The sequence below is a fragment of the Tenacibaculum sp. TB-56 genome (assembly GCF_059716275.2).
Genome location: NZ_CM201367.1, coordinates 1,698,857 through 1,715,000 on the forward strand (window position 1 = coordinate 1,698,857; position 16,144 = coordinate 1,715,000).

Genomic DNA, 16,144 nt, shown 5'->3' on the forward strand with positions numbered 1-16,144 from the left:
TTTTAGTAAATGAAGTATTACATTCTTGTAGGGGAAGCTTCGGGTGATTTACACGGAGCAAACTTAATGAAGGCGTTGTTGAAACAAGATCCAGAAGCAGAGATTCGCTTTTGGGGTGGAGATTTGATGCAAGAAGTCGGAGGTACGTTGGTAAAACATTACAAAGAGCGTGCTTTTATGGGGTTTGTTGAGGTGTTGATGAACTTACGTAAGATTTTAGGTATGATTTCTTTCTGTAAAAAAGACATTGCTCAATTCAATCCTGATGTACTTATTTTTATAGACAACTCTGGTTTTAATCTTCGTATAGCTAAATGGGCAAAACAACAAGGTTTTAGAACTAATTATTATATTTCGCCGCAAGTTTGGGCAAGTAGAGCAGGTAGAGTAAAAGATATCAAACGCGATATTGATGAAATGTTTGTGATTCTTCCGTTTGAAAAAGAGTTTTACAAGAAGTACGGATATAATGTGCACTTTGTAGGGCATCCTTTAATTGATGGAATTGCTGGTAGAAAGCAGGTGTCGATTGAAGAATTTAGAAAAGAACACGATTTAGGCTATAAAGAAATTATAGCATTATTACCAGGAAGTAGAAAACAGGAGATAACCAAAATGCTATCGGTAATGTTATCGTTGGTAGATGATTTTCCTAAGTATCAATTTGTGGTGGCGGGAGCTCCGAGTCAGTCGTATGAGTTTTATCAAGAAATTATTGGAGATGCGAATGTGAAATTCATCAATAATAAAACCTATGATTTATTAAGTGTTTCGTATGCCGCTTTGGTAGCATCAGGAACCGCAACTTTAGAAGCAGCACTGTTTAAAGTTCCGCAGGTAGTGTGTTATAAAGGAAGCAACATATCGTACCAAATAGCAAAACGAATTATTACCTTAAGTTATATATCACTAGTCAATTTGATTATGGATAGAGAAGTGGTAAAAGAATTGATTCAAAATGATTTTACGAAAGAAAACTTAAAGCACGAGTTAGAGCGTATTCTTGAAGCAGAACATCGTCAGCAATTATTTTTATCGTACTTTGACTTAGAACAAAAACTAGGAGGTAAAGGAGCCTCAGCCAAAGCAGCAAAATTAATTGTTGATGGAGTAAAAAAATAAAACACCTATGATTAAAAAAATCCTCTTTCTATGTACACTGTCGTTTTTAATGATTTCTTGTGGATCGTCAAAAAATGTAAGTGGAGCTTACCAAAAAACAGCATCAACAATTACTCCTAAAACAGTTGATGTTGCAAGCGTTAAGACAGAAGCTACTGAAGAGGTTGAGGTAAAAGAAGTAACCGTTGCCGATAAAATTATATGGACAGCAGTTACCTACAAAGGAGTTCCGTATCGTTTTGGCGGAATGACAAAAAAAGGAATGGATTGCTCTGGGTTAATTTTTACGTCGTTTCAACAACGAGAGGTACCCATAGCTAGAAGTTCTCGTGAAATGTATCGACAAGGAGAGAAAATTTCGTTACGAGAAGTACAAAGAGGTGATTTATTGTTTTTTAAAACAAGAGGAAGAAGAGGGGCTATAAATCATGTAGGGTTGGTAACTTCTGTTGATAATGGCGATGTTCGTTTTATTCACTCAACTACTTCACAAGGGGTGATTGTAACCTCACTACACGAAAATTACTGGAAACGTGCTTTTATTGAAGCGAAAAGGGTGTTGTAGGGGGTAACTATTATGTCCCCGTAATTAATTTTTTAGCTAACTCAGTTGTAAATTCAATCAATAATTTTTCTCCTACTTCTAAACCAATTTTAAAGCCTTTGGCAATAATTTTCCGAATATTTGTTATAACTTTTTTCTTAGTTGATATTGAGATGTTTTCTTTTGTTTCTTCAATCAAAGTAATTGCTTCATTGACTGATAAATTGTTCTTTTCTTGATTTTTTAATATTTCTTGAGCCTTATCCAGAAAAATTACTATTCTTTTTTGTTGTTCTATAGAGTATGGTTTAGTTTGTATGTCATCATCTAAAATTTCAAATTTTGGTTCAAGTTCATCATAATATGTTTGTGTAATTAAATCATCAAATAAAAAACTGTCCTTATTAGATTCAATTAGAAGATTTTTCCAGTTTTTGAAATGATCGCTGAAATTTGAGATATTAACATTAAGGTGATGGGCACTTAAAGATTCTTCATTGTAAGGTTTGTATTCAATTAAATACGATACTTTATTAGTTCCCTGTGCAGGGTTGATTTTTTTTATTTCGAAGAAGAAATCACTATTAGAGTCGGAATCTGTAAATTTAATAATAGAATTATTAGGAAAGTCAATGTTAAATAATCCATTAGTTCCTTCTGCTTCTTTATCTAAAACTTTTCTAAGTGCTATCGGTATTTTCTTTTTCATTTTTGGGTCAGATAAATTAATGTTTGAGCCTAATTCTAACGAAGTTAATTGATTTTTAATAAAAATTCAAACAAAAAAAGCAACCTCACTGAGATTGCTTTTTTAAATTTTATTTGTAAAGATAAATTAATTCAATATTTGCCATAATTTATCTTTCAATTCTGTTAAACCTTGTTGGGCAACAGAAGAGATAAATATAGTTTCAATACCTTCTGGTAAATCTTGTTTAATTTCTTCTTTCAATTCGTCGTCTAACATATCCGATTTTGAAATAGCTAACAAACGATCCTTATCTAACAATTCAGGATTGTGCTTGCGTAATTCATTCAACAAAATGTCGTATTCTTTTTGAATATCTTCACTATCGGCAGGAATTAAAAAGAGTAGGGTAGAGTTACGTTCAATATGACGTAAAAAGTGATGTCCCAATCCTTTTCCTTCGGCAGCTCCTTCAATAATTCCAGGAATATCTGCCATAACAAAACTCTGGTGATTACGGTATTCTACAATTCCTAAGTTAGGTTTTAAGGTTGTAAAGGCATAATCAGCAATTTTAGGTTTTGCAGCGGTAATAACCGACAATAAAGTTGATTTTCCTGCATTAGGGAAACCTACCAAACCAACATCAGCTAAAATTTTTAATTCAATACGAAACCAACCTTCTTGTCCGTCAATACCCGGTTGGGCATAACGAGGTGTTTGGTTGGTAGATGATTTAAAGTGCCAGTTACCACGACCACCTTTACCACCTTCTAATAAGATGATTTCTTGTCCGTCTTCAATAACTTCATGTAAAATTTCGTCAGTATCAGCATCACGGATAATAGTTCCTAATGGAACAGGAATTATCACATCGGTACCATCATGACCTGTACTACGACTAGCACTACCATCACCACCATGTTCAGCTCTAAAATGACGTTTAAATTTTAAATGGAAAAGTGTCCACATATTTTTATCGCCACGTAAAATTACGTGTCCACCACGACCACCATCACCACCATCAGGACCACCTTTGGTGATATACTTTTCGCGATGTAAGTGAGCAGATCCACGACCACCTTTACCAGATGATGCGTAGATTTTTATATAGTCGACAAAATTTCCTTCAGTCATTGTTTTGTTTTTTGTTGTTTAATTGTTGAATCGTTTAGTTGTGTATTTCAACAATTCTGTCAATTCGAGTGAATTTTACGATTGAAAAGAGTAAAATTTGTATCGAGAATAAGAATTTTAAAGTAGTTCTCGATACAATTTTTCTTCCTTAGGTCAGAAAAATCACTCGAACTGACATGTAAATTAAAAGATTCAACAACTTAACAAGTTTTATAATGTATCAAATACGTCTGATAAACGTTGTGTAATGTCTTCGATAGACCCCACACCGTCAACTCCGTAATAATTACCTTGAGCTTGATAAAAATCTTTTAAAACAGCTGTTTTAGTGTTGTATTCGTTAAAACGATTACGGATTTTGCTTTCATCCATATCGTCTGAACGACCGCTTGTTTTTCCTCTTTCTAAAATACGCTCAACTAATAAATCTTCTGGTACTTCCAAAGCAACCATTCCGTTGATGCGCTCACCTTTTTCAGCTAAAAATGCGTCTAAAGCTTCTGCTTGAGATTCGGTACGAGGAAAACCATCAAAAATAAATCCTGCTACGTCAGCATTTTTGTTAACCTCTTCTTTTAGCATGTTAATTGTAACTTCATCAGGAACTAAATCACCAGCATCAATATATGTTTTTGCTAATAACCCTAATTCCGTTTGATTTTTAATATTAAATCGGAATACGTCTCCTGTTGAAATGTGTACTAAATTGTATTTTTCTTTTAAAATTTCTGCTTGAGTACCTTTTCCTGCACCTGGAGGACCGAATAATACGATGTTTTTCATTTTGGGTTGTGTTGTTAATTGATAAATAGCTGGTAAATTTCTACCAATACCTTTATAATCCAAGCCGTAACCAACAATAAACTTATCTTCAATTCCTTTTCCGATATAGTCTATATGCAATTCTTTACGATATACATCTGGCTTGTAAAAAAGTGTAACTATTTTTAATTCTTTTAAATTTTTTGTAGAAAAAATCTCATAGATTTCTTGAAGGGTTGTTCCGGTATCAATAATATCTTCTAAAATGATAACAGTACGTCCTGTCAAGTCTTCGTTAAGACCTATTAAACTTTTTACATTTTCTGTTGAACTAGTGCCTTCATAAGAAGATAGTTTTACAAAACTTATTTCACAATCACCTTTGTATTGACGTAAAAAATCGGCAGTAAAAACAAAGCAGCCATTTAAAATTCCTATAAAAACAGGAACCTCGTCTTTAGGTAAATCATTTTTAACTTGTTTAGCTAAAGAAGCAACAATACTAGAGATTTCATTTGCTGAAATGAACTCTTTAAAATATAAATCGTGAAGTTTTGTAATTTTCATCAGAATGCAAAGATAGTTTCTTGATATTAAATGAAAAAACCGTTTTGAATAAACTTCAAAACGGTTTTATATATGTTTAAGTAGCGCTTATTTGTTTTCTTCTTTCTTAGAAACGTCGAACATAATTGGTGTTGCAACGAATAAAGAAGAGTAAGTACCTACTACTACACCTACGATTAATGCGAACATGAATCCTTTAATACTGTCTCCTCCAAAGAAGAAGATAGCTAACATTACTAATAATGTTGTTAAAGAGGTGTTGATAGTTCTTCCTAAAGTACTACATAATGCTTTGTTTACTAAGTTAGCAGTAACTGAGTTTTTACCTTCAGTAAACTCTCTAATTCTATCAAAAATTACCACGGTATCGTTTAATGAGTATCCTACTACGGTTAAGATAGCAGCGATGAACGACTGACCGATTTCCATATCAAATGGCATGAATTTGTATAGTAAAGAGAATACTCCTAATACTACTAATACATCGTGGAAAACAGCAACTACCGCACCGATAGAATACGCCATTTTTCTAAAACGTAATAAGATATATAAGAATACTACGATTAACGATCCTAATACCGCCCATAAAGCAGCTTGCTTAATATCGTCAGCAATTGTAGGTTCTACTTTCATATAACTCATAATTCCGTTTCCTGCTTTTTCAAAACCAGGTTTGAAATCTTCGTATGAAGTATCTCCTAAGTGAGGCTTTAATCCGTTATATAAAGCAGATTGTACTTCTTCATCTACTTGAGTACCGTCTTCGTCAATTTTGAAGGCAGTAGTAATTTTTAACTGATGATCAGATCCGTAAGTTTTAACTTCAGGAGCAGTACCGAAAACAGCTTTTAATTCTTCAGCTACTTCGTTACCTTTCATAGCTTCGTCGAAACGAACTACGTAAGAACGACCTCCTTTAAAGTCAACTCCTTGCTTTAATCCTACAGTAAATATAGAAACTAAACCAACAGCGATAAAGAACCCTGAGATGATATAAGCGATTTTACGCTTTTGTAAAAACTCGATAGAGATATTTTTAAACCAGTTTTTAGAGAATCCAGTATTGAACGTTAAATTAGTTCCTTTAGCAACTGCACCGTCAATAAATAAACGAGTAATAAATACAGCAGTAAATAAAGAAGTAGCAATACCAATCATTAATGTTAAAGCGAATCCTTTAATTGGGCCTGTTCCAAAAGTATATAAGATTACCCCTGTTAATAAGGTTGTAATGTTTGCATCAATAATTGCAGATAATGCTCCTTTAATACTAAATCCTTCTTCTACAGAGTCCCCTAAGTTTTTACCTCCGTTTAATGCTTCTTTAATTCTTTCGAAAATAATTACGTTTGCATCAACCGACATACCAATGGTTAAGATAATACCCGCAATACCTGGCAAGGTTAATACAGAGTTGAAAGATGCTAAAATTCCGAAGATGAATAAGATGTTTACAACTAAAGCAACGTTAGCGAATAAACCAGCTCTACCGTAGTATAAGAACATCCAAACTAATACTAAACAAATAGCTAATCCGAATGATGCCATACTTGCATCGATAGATTCTTTTCCTAATGATCTAACCAACAACTTCTGCTTGAATAATACGAGCAGGAGCAGGTAATTTACCAGCTTTTAATACTGTAGCAATATCTTGTGCTTCTGTAACGGTCATAGAACCTCCAGAAATTTGAGTACTACCACCTGTAATCGCACCGTTTACTACTGGTGCAGTATATACGTAGTTATCTAAAACAACAGCAACAAATTTACCAACGTTTTCGCTAGTCATTTTTGCCCATTGTTTAGTACCAACACCATTCATTAACATTGATACTACAGGCTTGCTCATTTGATCGTATTCTTGTTTTGCATCTGCAATTACATCACCACCAATAGGAGCTTGATCTTTTCTGTTAGATTTTATAGCGTATAAACCAATAAGTTCAGTTCCGTCAGTACTAGCGTGAGATTTGTAATCCCATAAAAACTTAGTGTACTTTAAGTTAGTAGGTAACAAAGCTCTTACTTCTTTGTTGTGTAAGAAACTGTTTACTTTAGCAGTATCTTGAACTCTAGCTTGCGCTACTAATGAACTTACTTGTTGTGGACTTTGAGCTACATTTGGGAATAAGTAAGTAAATAAGTTCTTTTGATTTTCAACACTTGTTGAATCTGCAGATTCACCTAATAAATCATCAATATTATCACCAGTTTTAGCAGTGTCTTTAACTTCTTCAGTAGCAGAATCATCTTTTAATAATTCAGCAACCTTTGCATTCGCAGTAAAGAAAAAGTTTTGTACATCAGCATTGGTGTGTACTTCCCAAAATTGTAATTCAGCAGTACTTTGTAATAATTTCTCTACACGATCAATATCTTTCGCTCCTGGTAATTCTACTTGAATTCTACCAGAAGTTCCAATACGTTGAATGTTTGGTTGTACAACTCCGAATTTATCAATACGGCTACGTAATACTTCAAAAGCAGTGTTGATAGAAGTGTTAATTTCTTCTTGTAAAGTCGATTTAACCTGCTCGTTGGTTTTGTTGAAGTCTATTTTATCACGTAAAGCTTTCGTTCCAAAAATGCTTGGGTCGCTTAATTTAACGTTACCGTTGCTTAATTTTTCGAACTCATCGTAGAATAAATCTAAGTAATTCGCTTGACTGTTCTTTTGAGCTTCATCAGCATTCTTTAATGCTTGCTTAAAAGTTGTGTTTTGAGAATCGTTAGATAATCCGATTAAGATATCTTTTACCGATACCTGTAAAATTGCATTAATACCCCCTTTTAAATCAAGACCAAGGTTCATTTCTTTGTCTTTGATGTCGTTGTAAGAGTACTTAGCAAATCCTAAGTTTACTACCTCTTTGTTAGCTACGCTATCTAAGTATTTTCTTTCATATCTTGCTAAAGCTCTTCCGTTGTTATCACTAACATTTGCTTTCGCATACTGTTTCGCGCTGTCTTCTACCTTGTTGGCGAAAAACGAGAACGATAATTGATAAATACTTACTAAACCAAAAAGTATAGCAAATAATTTAATTAATCCTTTGTTTTGCATTGTAAATAATTTAATCGACTTTATTTTAAAAACGTGCAAATATAGCGTTTCGTTAAAAAAAAAGCGAATTCTTTTGTCATATTTATGTCGTAACGCAATAATTGGGGAATAAATGCTAACAAAAGTCAGTTTTTGCGGGAATTATATTGTGTATCTTTACTTACTTTTTAGAAAAAACAAATAACTTAAATTTTAAACAATTTGCCATGGCGCATTTAACCGATATCGAGATTGCTCAAGCAAAAGAATTACAGCACATTAAACATATAGCTAGTAAATTAAAAGTAAGTGAAGATGACTTAGAAATGTATGGAAAGTACAAAGCTAAACTACCACTTGATTTAATTGACGAAGAAAAAATAAAAGAAAACAATTTAGTGTTGGTAACAGCATTAACACCGACACCAGCAGGTGAAGGAAAAACAACAGTTTCTATAGGGTTAACAGAAGGATTAAACAAAGTAGGAAAACAAGCTACTGTTGTGTTGCGTGAACCATCATTAGGACCTGTTTTTGGTATTAAAGGAGGTGCTGCAGGTGGAGGATACTCTCAGGTAGTTCCTATGGAAGATATCAATTTACATTTTACAGGAGATTTCAATGCTATTGAAAAGGCAAATAACTTATTATCAGCATTAATTGATAACAATTTACAGAGTAGCGTTAATAATTTAAATATTGATCCAAGAACTATTTTATGGAAGCGTGTAATTGATATGAACGATCGTGCGTTACGCCAAATAATTATTGGTTTAGGAGGTACAGCAAACGGAATTCCACGAGAAGATGGGTTCAATATTACTCCTGCATCTGAAGTAATGGCAATTCTTTGTATGGCAACTAGTTTTGACGATTTAAAAGAACGCTTAGGAAATATTTTTATCGGATTTACTTTTGACAAAAAGCCAGTTTTTGCACGTGACCTAAAAGCGCAAGACGCTATGGCTATTTTATTAAAAGATGCTATCAAACCTAACTTAGTACAAACGCTAGAAGAGAACCCAGCAATTATTCACGGGATGCCTTTTGCCAACATTGCACAAGGAACAAATACCATTATTGCGACCAAAATGGGGTTGTCGTTATCAAATTATGTAGTAACAGAAGCAGGTTTTGGAGCAGATTTAGGAGCTGAAAAATTCTTGAATATTAAGTCAGCGTATGCAGGATTAAATCCTAAATGTGTTGTGTTAGTTGCGACAATTAGAGCGTTACGTCATCATGGAGGTTCTTCAAAAGAGGAATACAATACTCCAAGCTTAGAGCGTGTGCAAAATGGATTTAAAAACCTAGAAAAGCATATTGAAAACATTAGAAAATTTAATATTGAGCCTGTAGTAGCCATCAATTCTTTTATTTCAGACAGTGAGGAAGAAGTAAACTATGTAATTGATGCTTGTGCTAGTTTAGGTGTACAAGCAGTTGTTTCAGAAGGATGGGCAAAAGGAGGTGAAGGAACTAAAAAATTAGCAGAGGCTGTTGTTGATGTAGTTGAAAACAAGGCTACCCAATACAAACCTTTATATGATTGGAAAAGTCCTGTAAAAGAAAAAATAGAAAAGATTGCTAAAGAAATTTACGGAGCTACAGGAGTAACCTACGATAAAAAGGCAGAGTTAAACTTGCGAAGAATAGATCGATTAGGATTTAATGATTTTGCTATTTGTATGGCTAAAACTCAAAAATCTTTTTCAGATAATGAAAGTTTAATAGGAAGACCAGAAGGATTTACCGTAAATGTTCGTGAAATAGAAATTGCAGCAGGTGCACAGTTTATCATTCCTATTTTAGGGAAAATGATGCGTATGCCTGGGTTACCTGCAATTCCTGCTTCAGAAAACATGAAAATTGATAACAAAGGTGTAATCTCAGGATTATCATAAATATACAATCAGATAGCGCTATTTAAGTAGAAGTAAATATTGTGGTTAGGACAGGTTAAAGCTGTTATTAATAAAAAAATCCCGAGTGATAAACTCGGGATTTTTTTATGTTTAAAATTAGAATCTATTCAGTGATAAGATTGTTTAGTTTTATGTTTTTTAGAGCTTCTAAACTTCCTTCTATAGAGTTCAAATCTCCTTTTAAGTCGTACTTCTTACTATTTACCGTAACAAATATTCCGATGCTATTAATTTTACCTTCTTTACTAGTTTGGTAAATTTCATAAGTAGCACCTTTGTTTTTAAAGGTTAATGTATTTTCTGTTTTATTAAGCTTGAAATTATGATCTCCTTCCATCATTTCAATAGGGAATGAGAATTCCACAACTCCATCAGGTTTAATCAAAACGTAATTAAGGTCTAGTTCGTTCATGCTAAATAGAACAACTTGCTTTTGGTTTTTTATAAGATGAAATGATAATATTTCAGAAAGCCCATCATATTCTAAATCTAGTGTTTTAGTAGTTTTTGTGCTTTTTTTATTTCCATTCCATTTGGTTGTAGTAGTTGAATAATAAGGAGCGAACCCTGCACTTTCTTCTATGATTAGTATGGGAGAAGGAATATTGTTAACTACTTTAAAAGTTGAATATTGATGCCAGCAACAACCACTTTTTGTAATAGTGTGGATGGTTTTTGTTTTGTCATTTGTTTGAAACATACCACAATATTCTTGTGCTAACCGAGTAAACTCAGAGCTAAAGGTTAGCTTATTATTAATTTCGAGGTATATTCTAAAAGATCGAACCATGGTAACAACTGAATTGCCCATCCATAATGGCTAAATCTTTAATGCCATCAAAATTGAAGTCTTTATATATTAAAATGCTCTGTTCTCCGTAAGGAAGTTCTAAAATGTTTGTTTTAACAATCCCGATGGTTTCTAATTCAAAAGTTAATTCATCGGAATGAATTTCTATAATTTTGGTATTTGTTTTAGATTCAAATACAGTAATACTTCCTTTTTTAAAAATTTCATTTTCATAACCTTTTTCAATGGTCAACAATCCTTTATATTTTTCTGAAAAACCTTTGATTTCGTATTTAGTTTGGCCTAATACGTTTAGGAAAGTGAAAATAAGTAAGAGTGTTAAATTCTTTTTCATTAATTAATTTGTTAAGTATAATAATTTCAAATAGCTTTTTTCTCAACGACAAAATTATCAAAAAAATGTACGGGATTAAATCAAAAAACAACCCTTAGGTTACACAAGTAGCCGAATGAGGGTTGTTTTTTATGTTAAGGAGTGTGTGACTAATTTACACCACGTTGTTTGTTTATTTCATCTTGTAATTGTCTACGTAACTTTTGTTCTTTTTCTATAGACTTTCTTTTGTACTGTTCAAACTCTTCTTCAGTATCAGCTAATAAACTCTTAGTTTCTTTAGTAACTACATTACTATTGTTAAAACGATAAATAAAGAAAGCTAATCCAGCTAGTAGTGCGAAAATAATACCCCATACAATAGTGTTATAGGTAGCCTTGTCTAAAGGGATTCCAATAAAAGAAATAGCATCTTCTTTACCAATAGAAGTAGCTAAATCGCTATTTAAAGTATCAATTTTTGTTTGTAACTCAGTAATACTTTTTTGTTGTTCGTTTATTTTAACTTGTTTAGAAGCAGCATCTGTTTTAATTACCTTTATGCTGTCTAATATACTTTTTTGAAGTCTTAAGTATTCATTCTTCTTTATTACTTTATAAATCTGGTAATTGTTCGATTTTTTATAAAGTTCATTAAATTGGTTCTCAACAGTATTTGGTTGTTCAGGAAGATTTTCTTGAGCGATAATACTTTGAGTAAAAATAAAGATGAATGCTATTTTGAAAAATTTCATAGGATTGGTATTTTATTTCAATTGATGAATATAAGATGGTTTAAAAAAACCCAAACGTTTAGGTTTGGGTTTTTAGTATAAGCAAGGTTATGAAACTTATTTTACTTTCTCTACAATGGCCTTAAAAGCTTCTGGGTTGTTCATAGCTAAATCAGCTAAAACCTTACGGTTTAACTCGATGTTGTTAGCTTTAACTTTACCCATAAACTGTGAGTAAGACATTCCGAACTGACGAGCTCCAGCGTTGATACGTTGAATCCATAATGAACGGAAGTTTCTCTTGTTGTTTTTACGGTCACGGTATGCATAAAGCATTCCTTTTTCAACCGCGTTCTTTGCTACTGTGTAAACGTTCTTACGACGTCCAAAGTAACCTTTTGCTTGCTTCAAGATTTTCTTTCTTCTATTTCTTGAAGCTACTGAATTTACTGATCTTGGCATAATTCAAATGTGTTTTTGTAGTAGGCGGTTTATATAATTTTAAGTGCTTAGTTTTTAGTTGTGTTTAACTGAAAACTATAAACTCAAAACTATAAACTCTTTGTGGCCCAACTCCATGGTTAATAATTAATTTACTACCTAGCTAACAATTATTTTAATACTAATTGTTGCTTAATGTTAGCTTCATCTGACTTGTGTACTAAAGTCGAATGAGTTAATGCAAGCTTACGTTTCTTAGACTTCTTTGTTAAAATGTGGCTTTTAAACGCGTGCTTTCTTTTGATTTTTCCAGAACCAGTTAACTTGAAACGTTTTTTGGCGCTAGATTTTGTTTTAATTTTAGGCATCTTTGATCTTTAGTTTTATCTTGCTTATATTATCGTTACAGATTTGTTTATTTTGTCTTTTTAGGCGCAATAAACATAATCATACGTTTTCCTTCCAATTTTGGCATTTGCTCTACTTTACCATATTCTTCTAGTTCTTGAGCTAGTTTTAATAGTAAAATTTGTCCTTGTTCTTTGAACACAATCGAACGTCCTTTGAAGAATACAAAAGCTTTTAATTTGGCTCCGTCTTGTAAGAACTTAATAGCATGCTTCTTTTTGAATTCGTAATCATGTTCGTCTGTTTGATGGCCGAAACGAATTTCTTTTACAGTAACTTTAGTAGCTTTCGCTTTTAAAGCTTTTTCACGTTTCTTTTGCTCGTATAAGAACTTTTTGTAATCAATAACTTTACAAACAGGAGGAACAGCTTTAGGTGAAATCTCAACTAAATCTAATTCTAACTCTCGTGCAATCTCTTTAGCTTTAGCTAAAGGGTATACACCTACTTCTACGTTATCGCCTACAAGACGAACTTCGTCAACATATTTAATTCTATCGTTAATTCTATGTTGATCTTCTTTAATTACTCTTGCGGGTTTTCTTCCGCCTTTTCTTCTAATTGCTATGACTTATAAATTTAAAATTACTATCTATTTTTTAACTTCCGAAAGGAACCAATGTTTTACTAACTTCATTCTGTATTAGAGAAATGAATTCTTCTATAGTAAATGTTCCAAGGTCTCCTTCGCCATGTTTCCTTACAGATACTGTGCCATCCTTTTCTTCTTGTTCACCAACAATTACCATAAATGGTATTTTGTTAACTTCGGCATCACGAATCTTTCTTCCTGTCTTCTCATTGCGGTCATCAACGAGGGCGCGAATTTCGGAATTTTCCAACAAAGTTAAAACTTTTTTGGTATAATTTTGATATTTCTCACTGATTGGCAGTATAATAACTTGTTCTGGAGTTAACCAAAGTGGGAAATTTCCACCAGTGTGCTCTAATAAAACAGCAATGAAACGCTCCATAGAACCAAATGGTGCACGGTGAATCATTACAGGTCGGTGTAATTGATTATCGGCTCCTTTATAATGTAAATCGAAACGTTCTGGTAAGTTGTAATCTACCTGAATAGTTCCTAATTGCCAACTTCTACCTAAAGCGTCCTTTACCATAAAATCTAACTTCGGTCCATAAAAGGCAGCTTCACCTTCTTCAATCACATAATCTAAACCTTTATCTTTAGCTGCATTGATAATTGCTTGTTCAGCTTTTTCCCAATTTTCAACTGAACCGATATATTTATCTGGATTTTCCATATCTCTGATAGAAACCTGAGCAGTAAAGTTTTCAAAACCTAATGATCCGAATACATATAATACAAGGTCAATTACATTTTTGAATTCTTCATCTAATTGTTCAGGAGTACAGAAAATATGTGCATCATCTTGAGTAAACCCACGTACACGAGTTAAACCATGTAGTTCTCCACTTTGTTCATATCTATATACAGTACCAAACTCAGCAAAGCGTTTTGGTAAATCTTTATATGAATAAGGTTTGTGGTTGTATACCTCACAGTGATGCGGACAGTTCATCGGTTTTAATAAAAACTCCTCATCTTCTTTTGGAGTTGTAATTGGTTGAAAACTGTCTTCACCATATTTAGCATAATGACCAGAGGTAACATATAACTCTTTCTGACCAATATGTGGAGTCATGACCATTTCATACCCCGCTTTCTTTTGAGCAGCTTTTAAGAAATCTTCTAATCGGTTACGTAAAGCAGCACCTTTAGGTAACCATAAAGGTAAACCTTGTCCTACTTTTTGTGAAAATGTAAATAGCTCTAACTCCTTACCAAGTTTTCTATGATCACGTTTTTTCGCTTCTTCAAGAAGCTCTAAATATTCTTTTAATTCTTTTTGCTTCGGAAAAGAGATTCCGTAGACACGAGTAAGCTGATTGTTCTTTTCATCACCGCGCCAGTATGCACCAGCAACATTCATAATTTTTACAGCTTTGATAATTCCAGTATTCGGAATATGACCTCCACGACATAAGTCGGTAAAATCGCTGTGATCACAAAAAGTGATGTCCCCATCTTCTAAACCTTCAATAAGTTCTACCTTATATTGGTTATCTTGTGCTTTATAGTAAGCTAAAGCATCAGCTTTAGAAATAGAACGCATTTTAAATTCAGCTTTTTCACGAGCACGCTCTAAAAACTTCTTTTCTATTTTATCAAAATCTTTTTCAGAAATAGTTTCGTCTCCAAAATCAACATCGTAATAAAAACCATTTTCAATAGCAGGTCCAATAGTTAATTTTGCATTCGGATAAAAATCTTGAATAGCTTGTGCTAATACGTGAGCAGAAGAGTGCCAAAAAGCTTTCTTTCCTGCCGTGTCATTAAAAGTATATAATACTAACGAGCCGTCTGTGGTAAGTGGGGTGGTGGTTTCAATGGTTTTTCCTTCGAAACTTGCAGAAATAACATTTCTAGCTAAACCTTCACTAATACTTTTCGCAACATCCATTGGAGTGCTGTTGTTTTCAAATTCTTTGACGCTCCCGTCAGGTAATGTAATCTTAATCATTATATATATGTGTTATATGTAATTTCCTTACAAGTGGAAATTTTGAATTGCAAAGATATTGTAAAAGCATTTTTCATACAATATATATATAAGGTATTTCAAAATAGATTTTTGTTCTTTGGGCATTCCATTTTGCTAGTAGTTTTCACTAGCTGTTCAAGCACCATCAAACTGTCGGGCTTTCCGCTATATCTTTTGTTTTAGGTTGCTGAGCGAAGTCGAGGCAAAATAAAAGGATGCCGTTTCAAATGCTATGCATTCAACGAAACAAATAAGTATATGGAATGATTGAGTTGATCCCTAACGTGAGAGGTATAGATTGGTCGTTAGTCATTAAAGGTATTTATAGCTAAGTTAATTCTCAAAAACTAAAAGCCAACAGCCAATATTCAAAAAACTTTCACGCGTAAATCGTTAAGGTTTAAAGCATTAAAAAAAGGTTTAGAAAAAAGGCAAAAAAAGTGCTTGTTATAATGAAAAAGGTATCTATATTTGCACCCGCAAACGGAAAAGTGGTAAGCATAAGAAGTTAGTAAGCGTTCATTAAAATAGGGAGGAGAGAAGGTAAAGAAAAGGTTAAAAAATAGTTTAATTTTTTCTTGTTTTATTAAAGTTAAACGTAGTATCTTTGCATTCCGATTTTAACGTGAATAGTTCATTAAAATAGTGTGATTGCAAACGAAAAAAAACTTGAAAAAAGTTTTTGTTAGAACAAAAAGAGTTTGTATGTTTGCACCCGCTTTAAGAAAGCGGTTACGATCAGAGAGATTTTGGAAAGCGATTAAGCTACTAGTTCGAGTCTAGTGTTTCTACAAGAAGGTTGAGTTAAAGAGATGGGTTTAAAACTTGTTATTGGCGACTCGCCACGTTCATTGAAAATATTGAAATTGACAGCGTAATTAAAAGAGTAGAATTACCATGGATAATCTATAAGATTACCGAAAAAATTCTTTTGGAACTTAACATTTAAAATAATTAAAGATTTTACAATGAAGAGTTTGATCCTGGCTCAGGATGAACGCTAGCGGCAGGCTTAACACATGCAAGTCGAGGGGTAACAGGGTGCTTGCACCGCTGACGACCGGCGAACGGGTGCGTAA

13 protein-coding genes, 1 rRNA gene and 1 pseudogene (1 of these 15 only partly in view) are annotated in these 16,144 nt (G+C 33.1%); 4 read left to right on the plus strand and 11 right to left on the minus strand.

Features of this window, described 5'->3' with window-relative positions:
• Positions 1-9: 9 nt before the first annotated feature.
• Both lpxB and AC3VI6_RS08240 read left to right on the plus strand, forming a co-directional pair.
• The gene (gene lpxB, locus AC3VI6_RS08235; RefSeq protein ID WP_435254297.1) at positions 10-1,122 is read left to right on the plus strand and encodes a lipid-A-disaccharide synthase; all 1,113 of its coding nucleotides are present in this window, start codon (positions 10-12) and stop codon (positions 1,120-1,122) included.
• Positions 1,123-1,129: 7 nt separating this feature from the next.
• Positions 1,130-1,687, plus strand: coding sequence for a C40 family peptidase (locus AC3VI6_RS08240; protein WP_497705830.1), 558 nt, complete (start codon positions 1,130-1,132; stop codon positions 1,685-1,687).
• Between the two features lie 10 nt (positions 1,688-1,697).
• On the opposite strand, the gene AC3VI6_RS08245 is transcribed toward AC3VI6_RS08240, so the two are convergent.
• The 4 genes and pseudogenes from AC3VI6_RS08245 to secDF form a co-directional block, all read right to left on the minus strand.
• The gene (locus AC3VI6_RS08245) at positions 1,698-2,375 is read right to left on the minus strand and encodes a hypothetical protein (RefSeq protein WP_497705831.1); all 678 of its coding nucleotides are present in this window, start codon (positions 2,373-2,375) and stop codon (positions 1,698-1,700) included.
• Between the two features lie 126 nt (positions 2,376-2,501).
• Positions 2,502-3,491 carry a GTPase ObgE gene (gene obgE / locus AC3VI6_RS08250; RefSeq protein ID WP_497705832.1) on the minus strand — a complete coding sequence of 330 codons (990 nt, stop codon included), beginning with the start codon at positions 3,489-3,491 and terminating at the stop codon, positions 2,502-2,504.
• Between the two features lie 210 nt (positions 3,492-3,701).
• Complete coding sequence (locus AC3VI6_RS08255) at positions 3,702-4,820, minus strand: adenylate kinase (RefSeq protein WP_497705833.1); 1,119 nt, start codon at positions 4,818-4,820, stop codon at positions 3,702-3,704.
• An 87-nt stretch (positions 4,821-4,907) separates the two neighbouring features.
• Positions 4,908-7,887 (minus strand): annotated as a pseudogene (gene secDF / locus AC3VI6_RS08260) (protein translocase subunit SecDF).
• Between the two features lie 206 nt (positions 7,888-8,093).
• Here secDF and AC3VI6_RS08265 point away from each other — a divergent pair.
• Positions 8,094-9,770 (plus strand): formate--tetrahydrofolate ligase, encoded by a 1,677-nt coding sequence (locus AC3VI6_RS08265; protein ID WP_497705834.1) that lies wholly within the window; start codon positions 8,094-8,096, stop codon positions 9,768-9,770.
• 124 nt (positions 9,771-9,894) lie between these two features.
• Here the strand turns inward: AC3VI6_RS08265 and AC3VI6_RS08270 are convergent, their stop codons facing one another.
• From AC3VI6_RS08270 to thrS, 7 genes are all read right to left on the minus strand, one after another.
• Complete coding sequence (locus AC3VI6_RS08270) at positions 9,895-10,602, minus strand: XAC2610-related protein (RefSeq protein ID WP_497705835.1); 708 nt, start codon at positions 10,600-10,602, stop codon at positions 9,895-9,897.
• The gene (locus AC3VI6_RS08275) at positions 10,565-10,936 is read right to left on the minus strand and encodes a hypothetical protein (RefSeq protein ID WP_497705836.1); all 372 of its coding nucleotides are present in this window, start codon (positions 10,934-10,936) and stop codon (positions 10,565-10,567) included. Before AC3VI6_RS08275 ends, AC3VI6_RS08270 begins: the two co-directional genes overlap by 38 nt.
• Positions 10,937-11,085: 149 nt before the next feature.
• A complete protein-coding gene (locus AC3VI6_RS08280; RefSeq protein WP_274634940.1) occupies positions 11,086-11,670 on the minus strand; it encodes a hypothetical protein in 585 nt (194 codons plus the stop codon).
• A 96-nt stretch (positions 11,671-11,766) separates the two neighbouring features.
• Complete coding sequence (gene rplT, locus AC3VI6_RS08285; protein ID WP_028891166.1) at positions 11,767-12,111, minus strand: 50S ribosomal protein L20; 345 nt, start codon at positions 12,109-12,111, stop codon at positions 11,767-11,769.
• A 149-nt stretch (positions 12,112-12,260) separates the two neighbouring features.
• On the minus strand, positions 12,261-12,458 hold the full coding sequence (rpmI, locus tag AC3VI6_RS08290) for a 50S ribosomal protein L35 (RefSeq protein WP_099215431.1): 198 nt from the start codon (positions 12,456-12,458) through the stop codon (positions 12,261-12,263).
• 47 nt (positions 12,459-12,505) lie between these two features.
• Positions 12,506-13,024 (minus strand): translation initiation factor IF-3, encoded by a 519-nt coding sequence (infC, locus tag AC3VI6_RS08295; RefSeq protein WP_497706582.1) that lies wholly within the window; start codon positions 13,022-13,024, stop codon positions 12,506-12,508.
• A 73-nt stretch (positions 13,025-13,097) separates the two neighbouring features.
• On the minus strand, positions 13,098-15,044 hold the full coding sequence (gene thrS, locus AC3VI6_RS08300; RefSeq protein WP_497705837.1) for a threonine--tRNA ligase: 1,947 nt from the start codon (positions 15,042-15,044) through the stop codon (positions 13,098-13,100).
• A 986-nt stretch (positions 15,045-16,030) separates the two neighbouring features.
• On the opposite strand from thrS, the gene AC3VI6_RS08305 reads away from it, so the two are divergent.
• Positions 16,031-16,144, plus strand: a 16S ribosomal RNA gene (locus tag AC3VI6_RS08305) (it continues 1,401 nt past the right edge of the window).

Bases quoted from the DNA above. Each gene is read 5' to 3' on its own strand.
- lpxB (WP_435254297.1), top strand. From the start codon at position 10: ATGAAGTATTACATTCTTGTAGGGGAAGCTTCGGGTGATTTACACGGA.
- AC3VI6_RS08275 (WP_497705836.1), bottom strand. From the start codon at position 10,936: ATGAAAAAGAATTTAACACTCTTACTTATTTTCACTTTCCTAAACGTA.
- obgE (WP_497705832.1), bottom strand. From the start codon at position 3,491: ATGACTGAAGGAAATTTTGTCGACTATATAAAAATCTACGCATCATCT.
- AC3VI6_RS08240 (WP_497705830.1), top strand. From the start codon at position 1,130: ATGATTAAAAAAATCCTCTTTCTATGTACACTGTCGTTTTTAATGATT.
- rplT (WP_028891166.1), bottom strand. From the start codon at position 12,111: ATGCCAAGATCAGTAAATTCAGTAGCTTCAAGAAATAGAAGAAAGAAA.
- AC3VI6_RS08265 (WP_497705834.1), top strand. From the start codon at position 8,094: ATGGCGCATTTAACCGATATCGAGATTGCTCAAGCAAAAGAATTACAG.
- thrS (WP_497705837.1), bottom strand. From the start codon at position 15,044: ATGATTAAGATTACATTACCTGACGGGAGCGTCAAAGAATTTGAAAAC.
- AC3VI6_RS08245 (WP_497705831.1), bottom strand. From the start codon at position 2,375: ATGAAAAAGAAAATACCGATAGCACTTAGAAAAGTTTTAGATAAAGAA.
- AC3VI6_RS08280 (WP_274634940.1), bottom strand. From the start codon at position 11,670: ATGAAATTTTTCAAAATAGCATTCATCTTTATTTTTACTCAAAGTATT.
- AC3VI6_RS08255 (WP_497705833.1), bottom strand. From the start codon at position 4,820: ATGAAAATTACAAAACTTCACGATTTATATTTTAAAGAGTTCATTTCA.
- AC3VI6_RS08270 (WP_497705835.1), bottom strand. From the start codon at position 10,602: ATGGGCAATTCAGTTGTTACCATGGTTCGATCTTTTAGAATATACCTC.
- rpmI (WP_099215431.1), bottom strand. From the start codon at position 12,458: ATGCCTAAAATTAAAACAAAATCTAGCGCCAAAAAACGTTTCAAGTTA.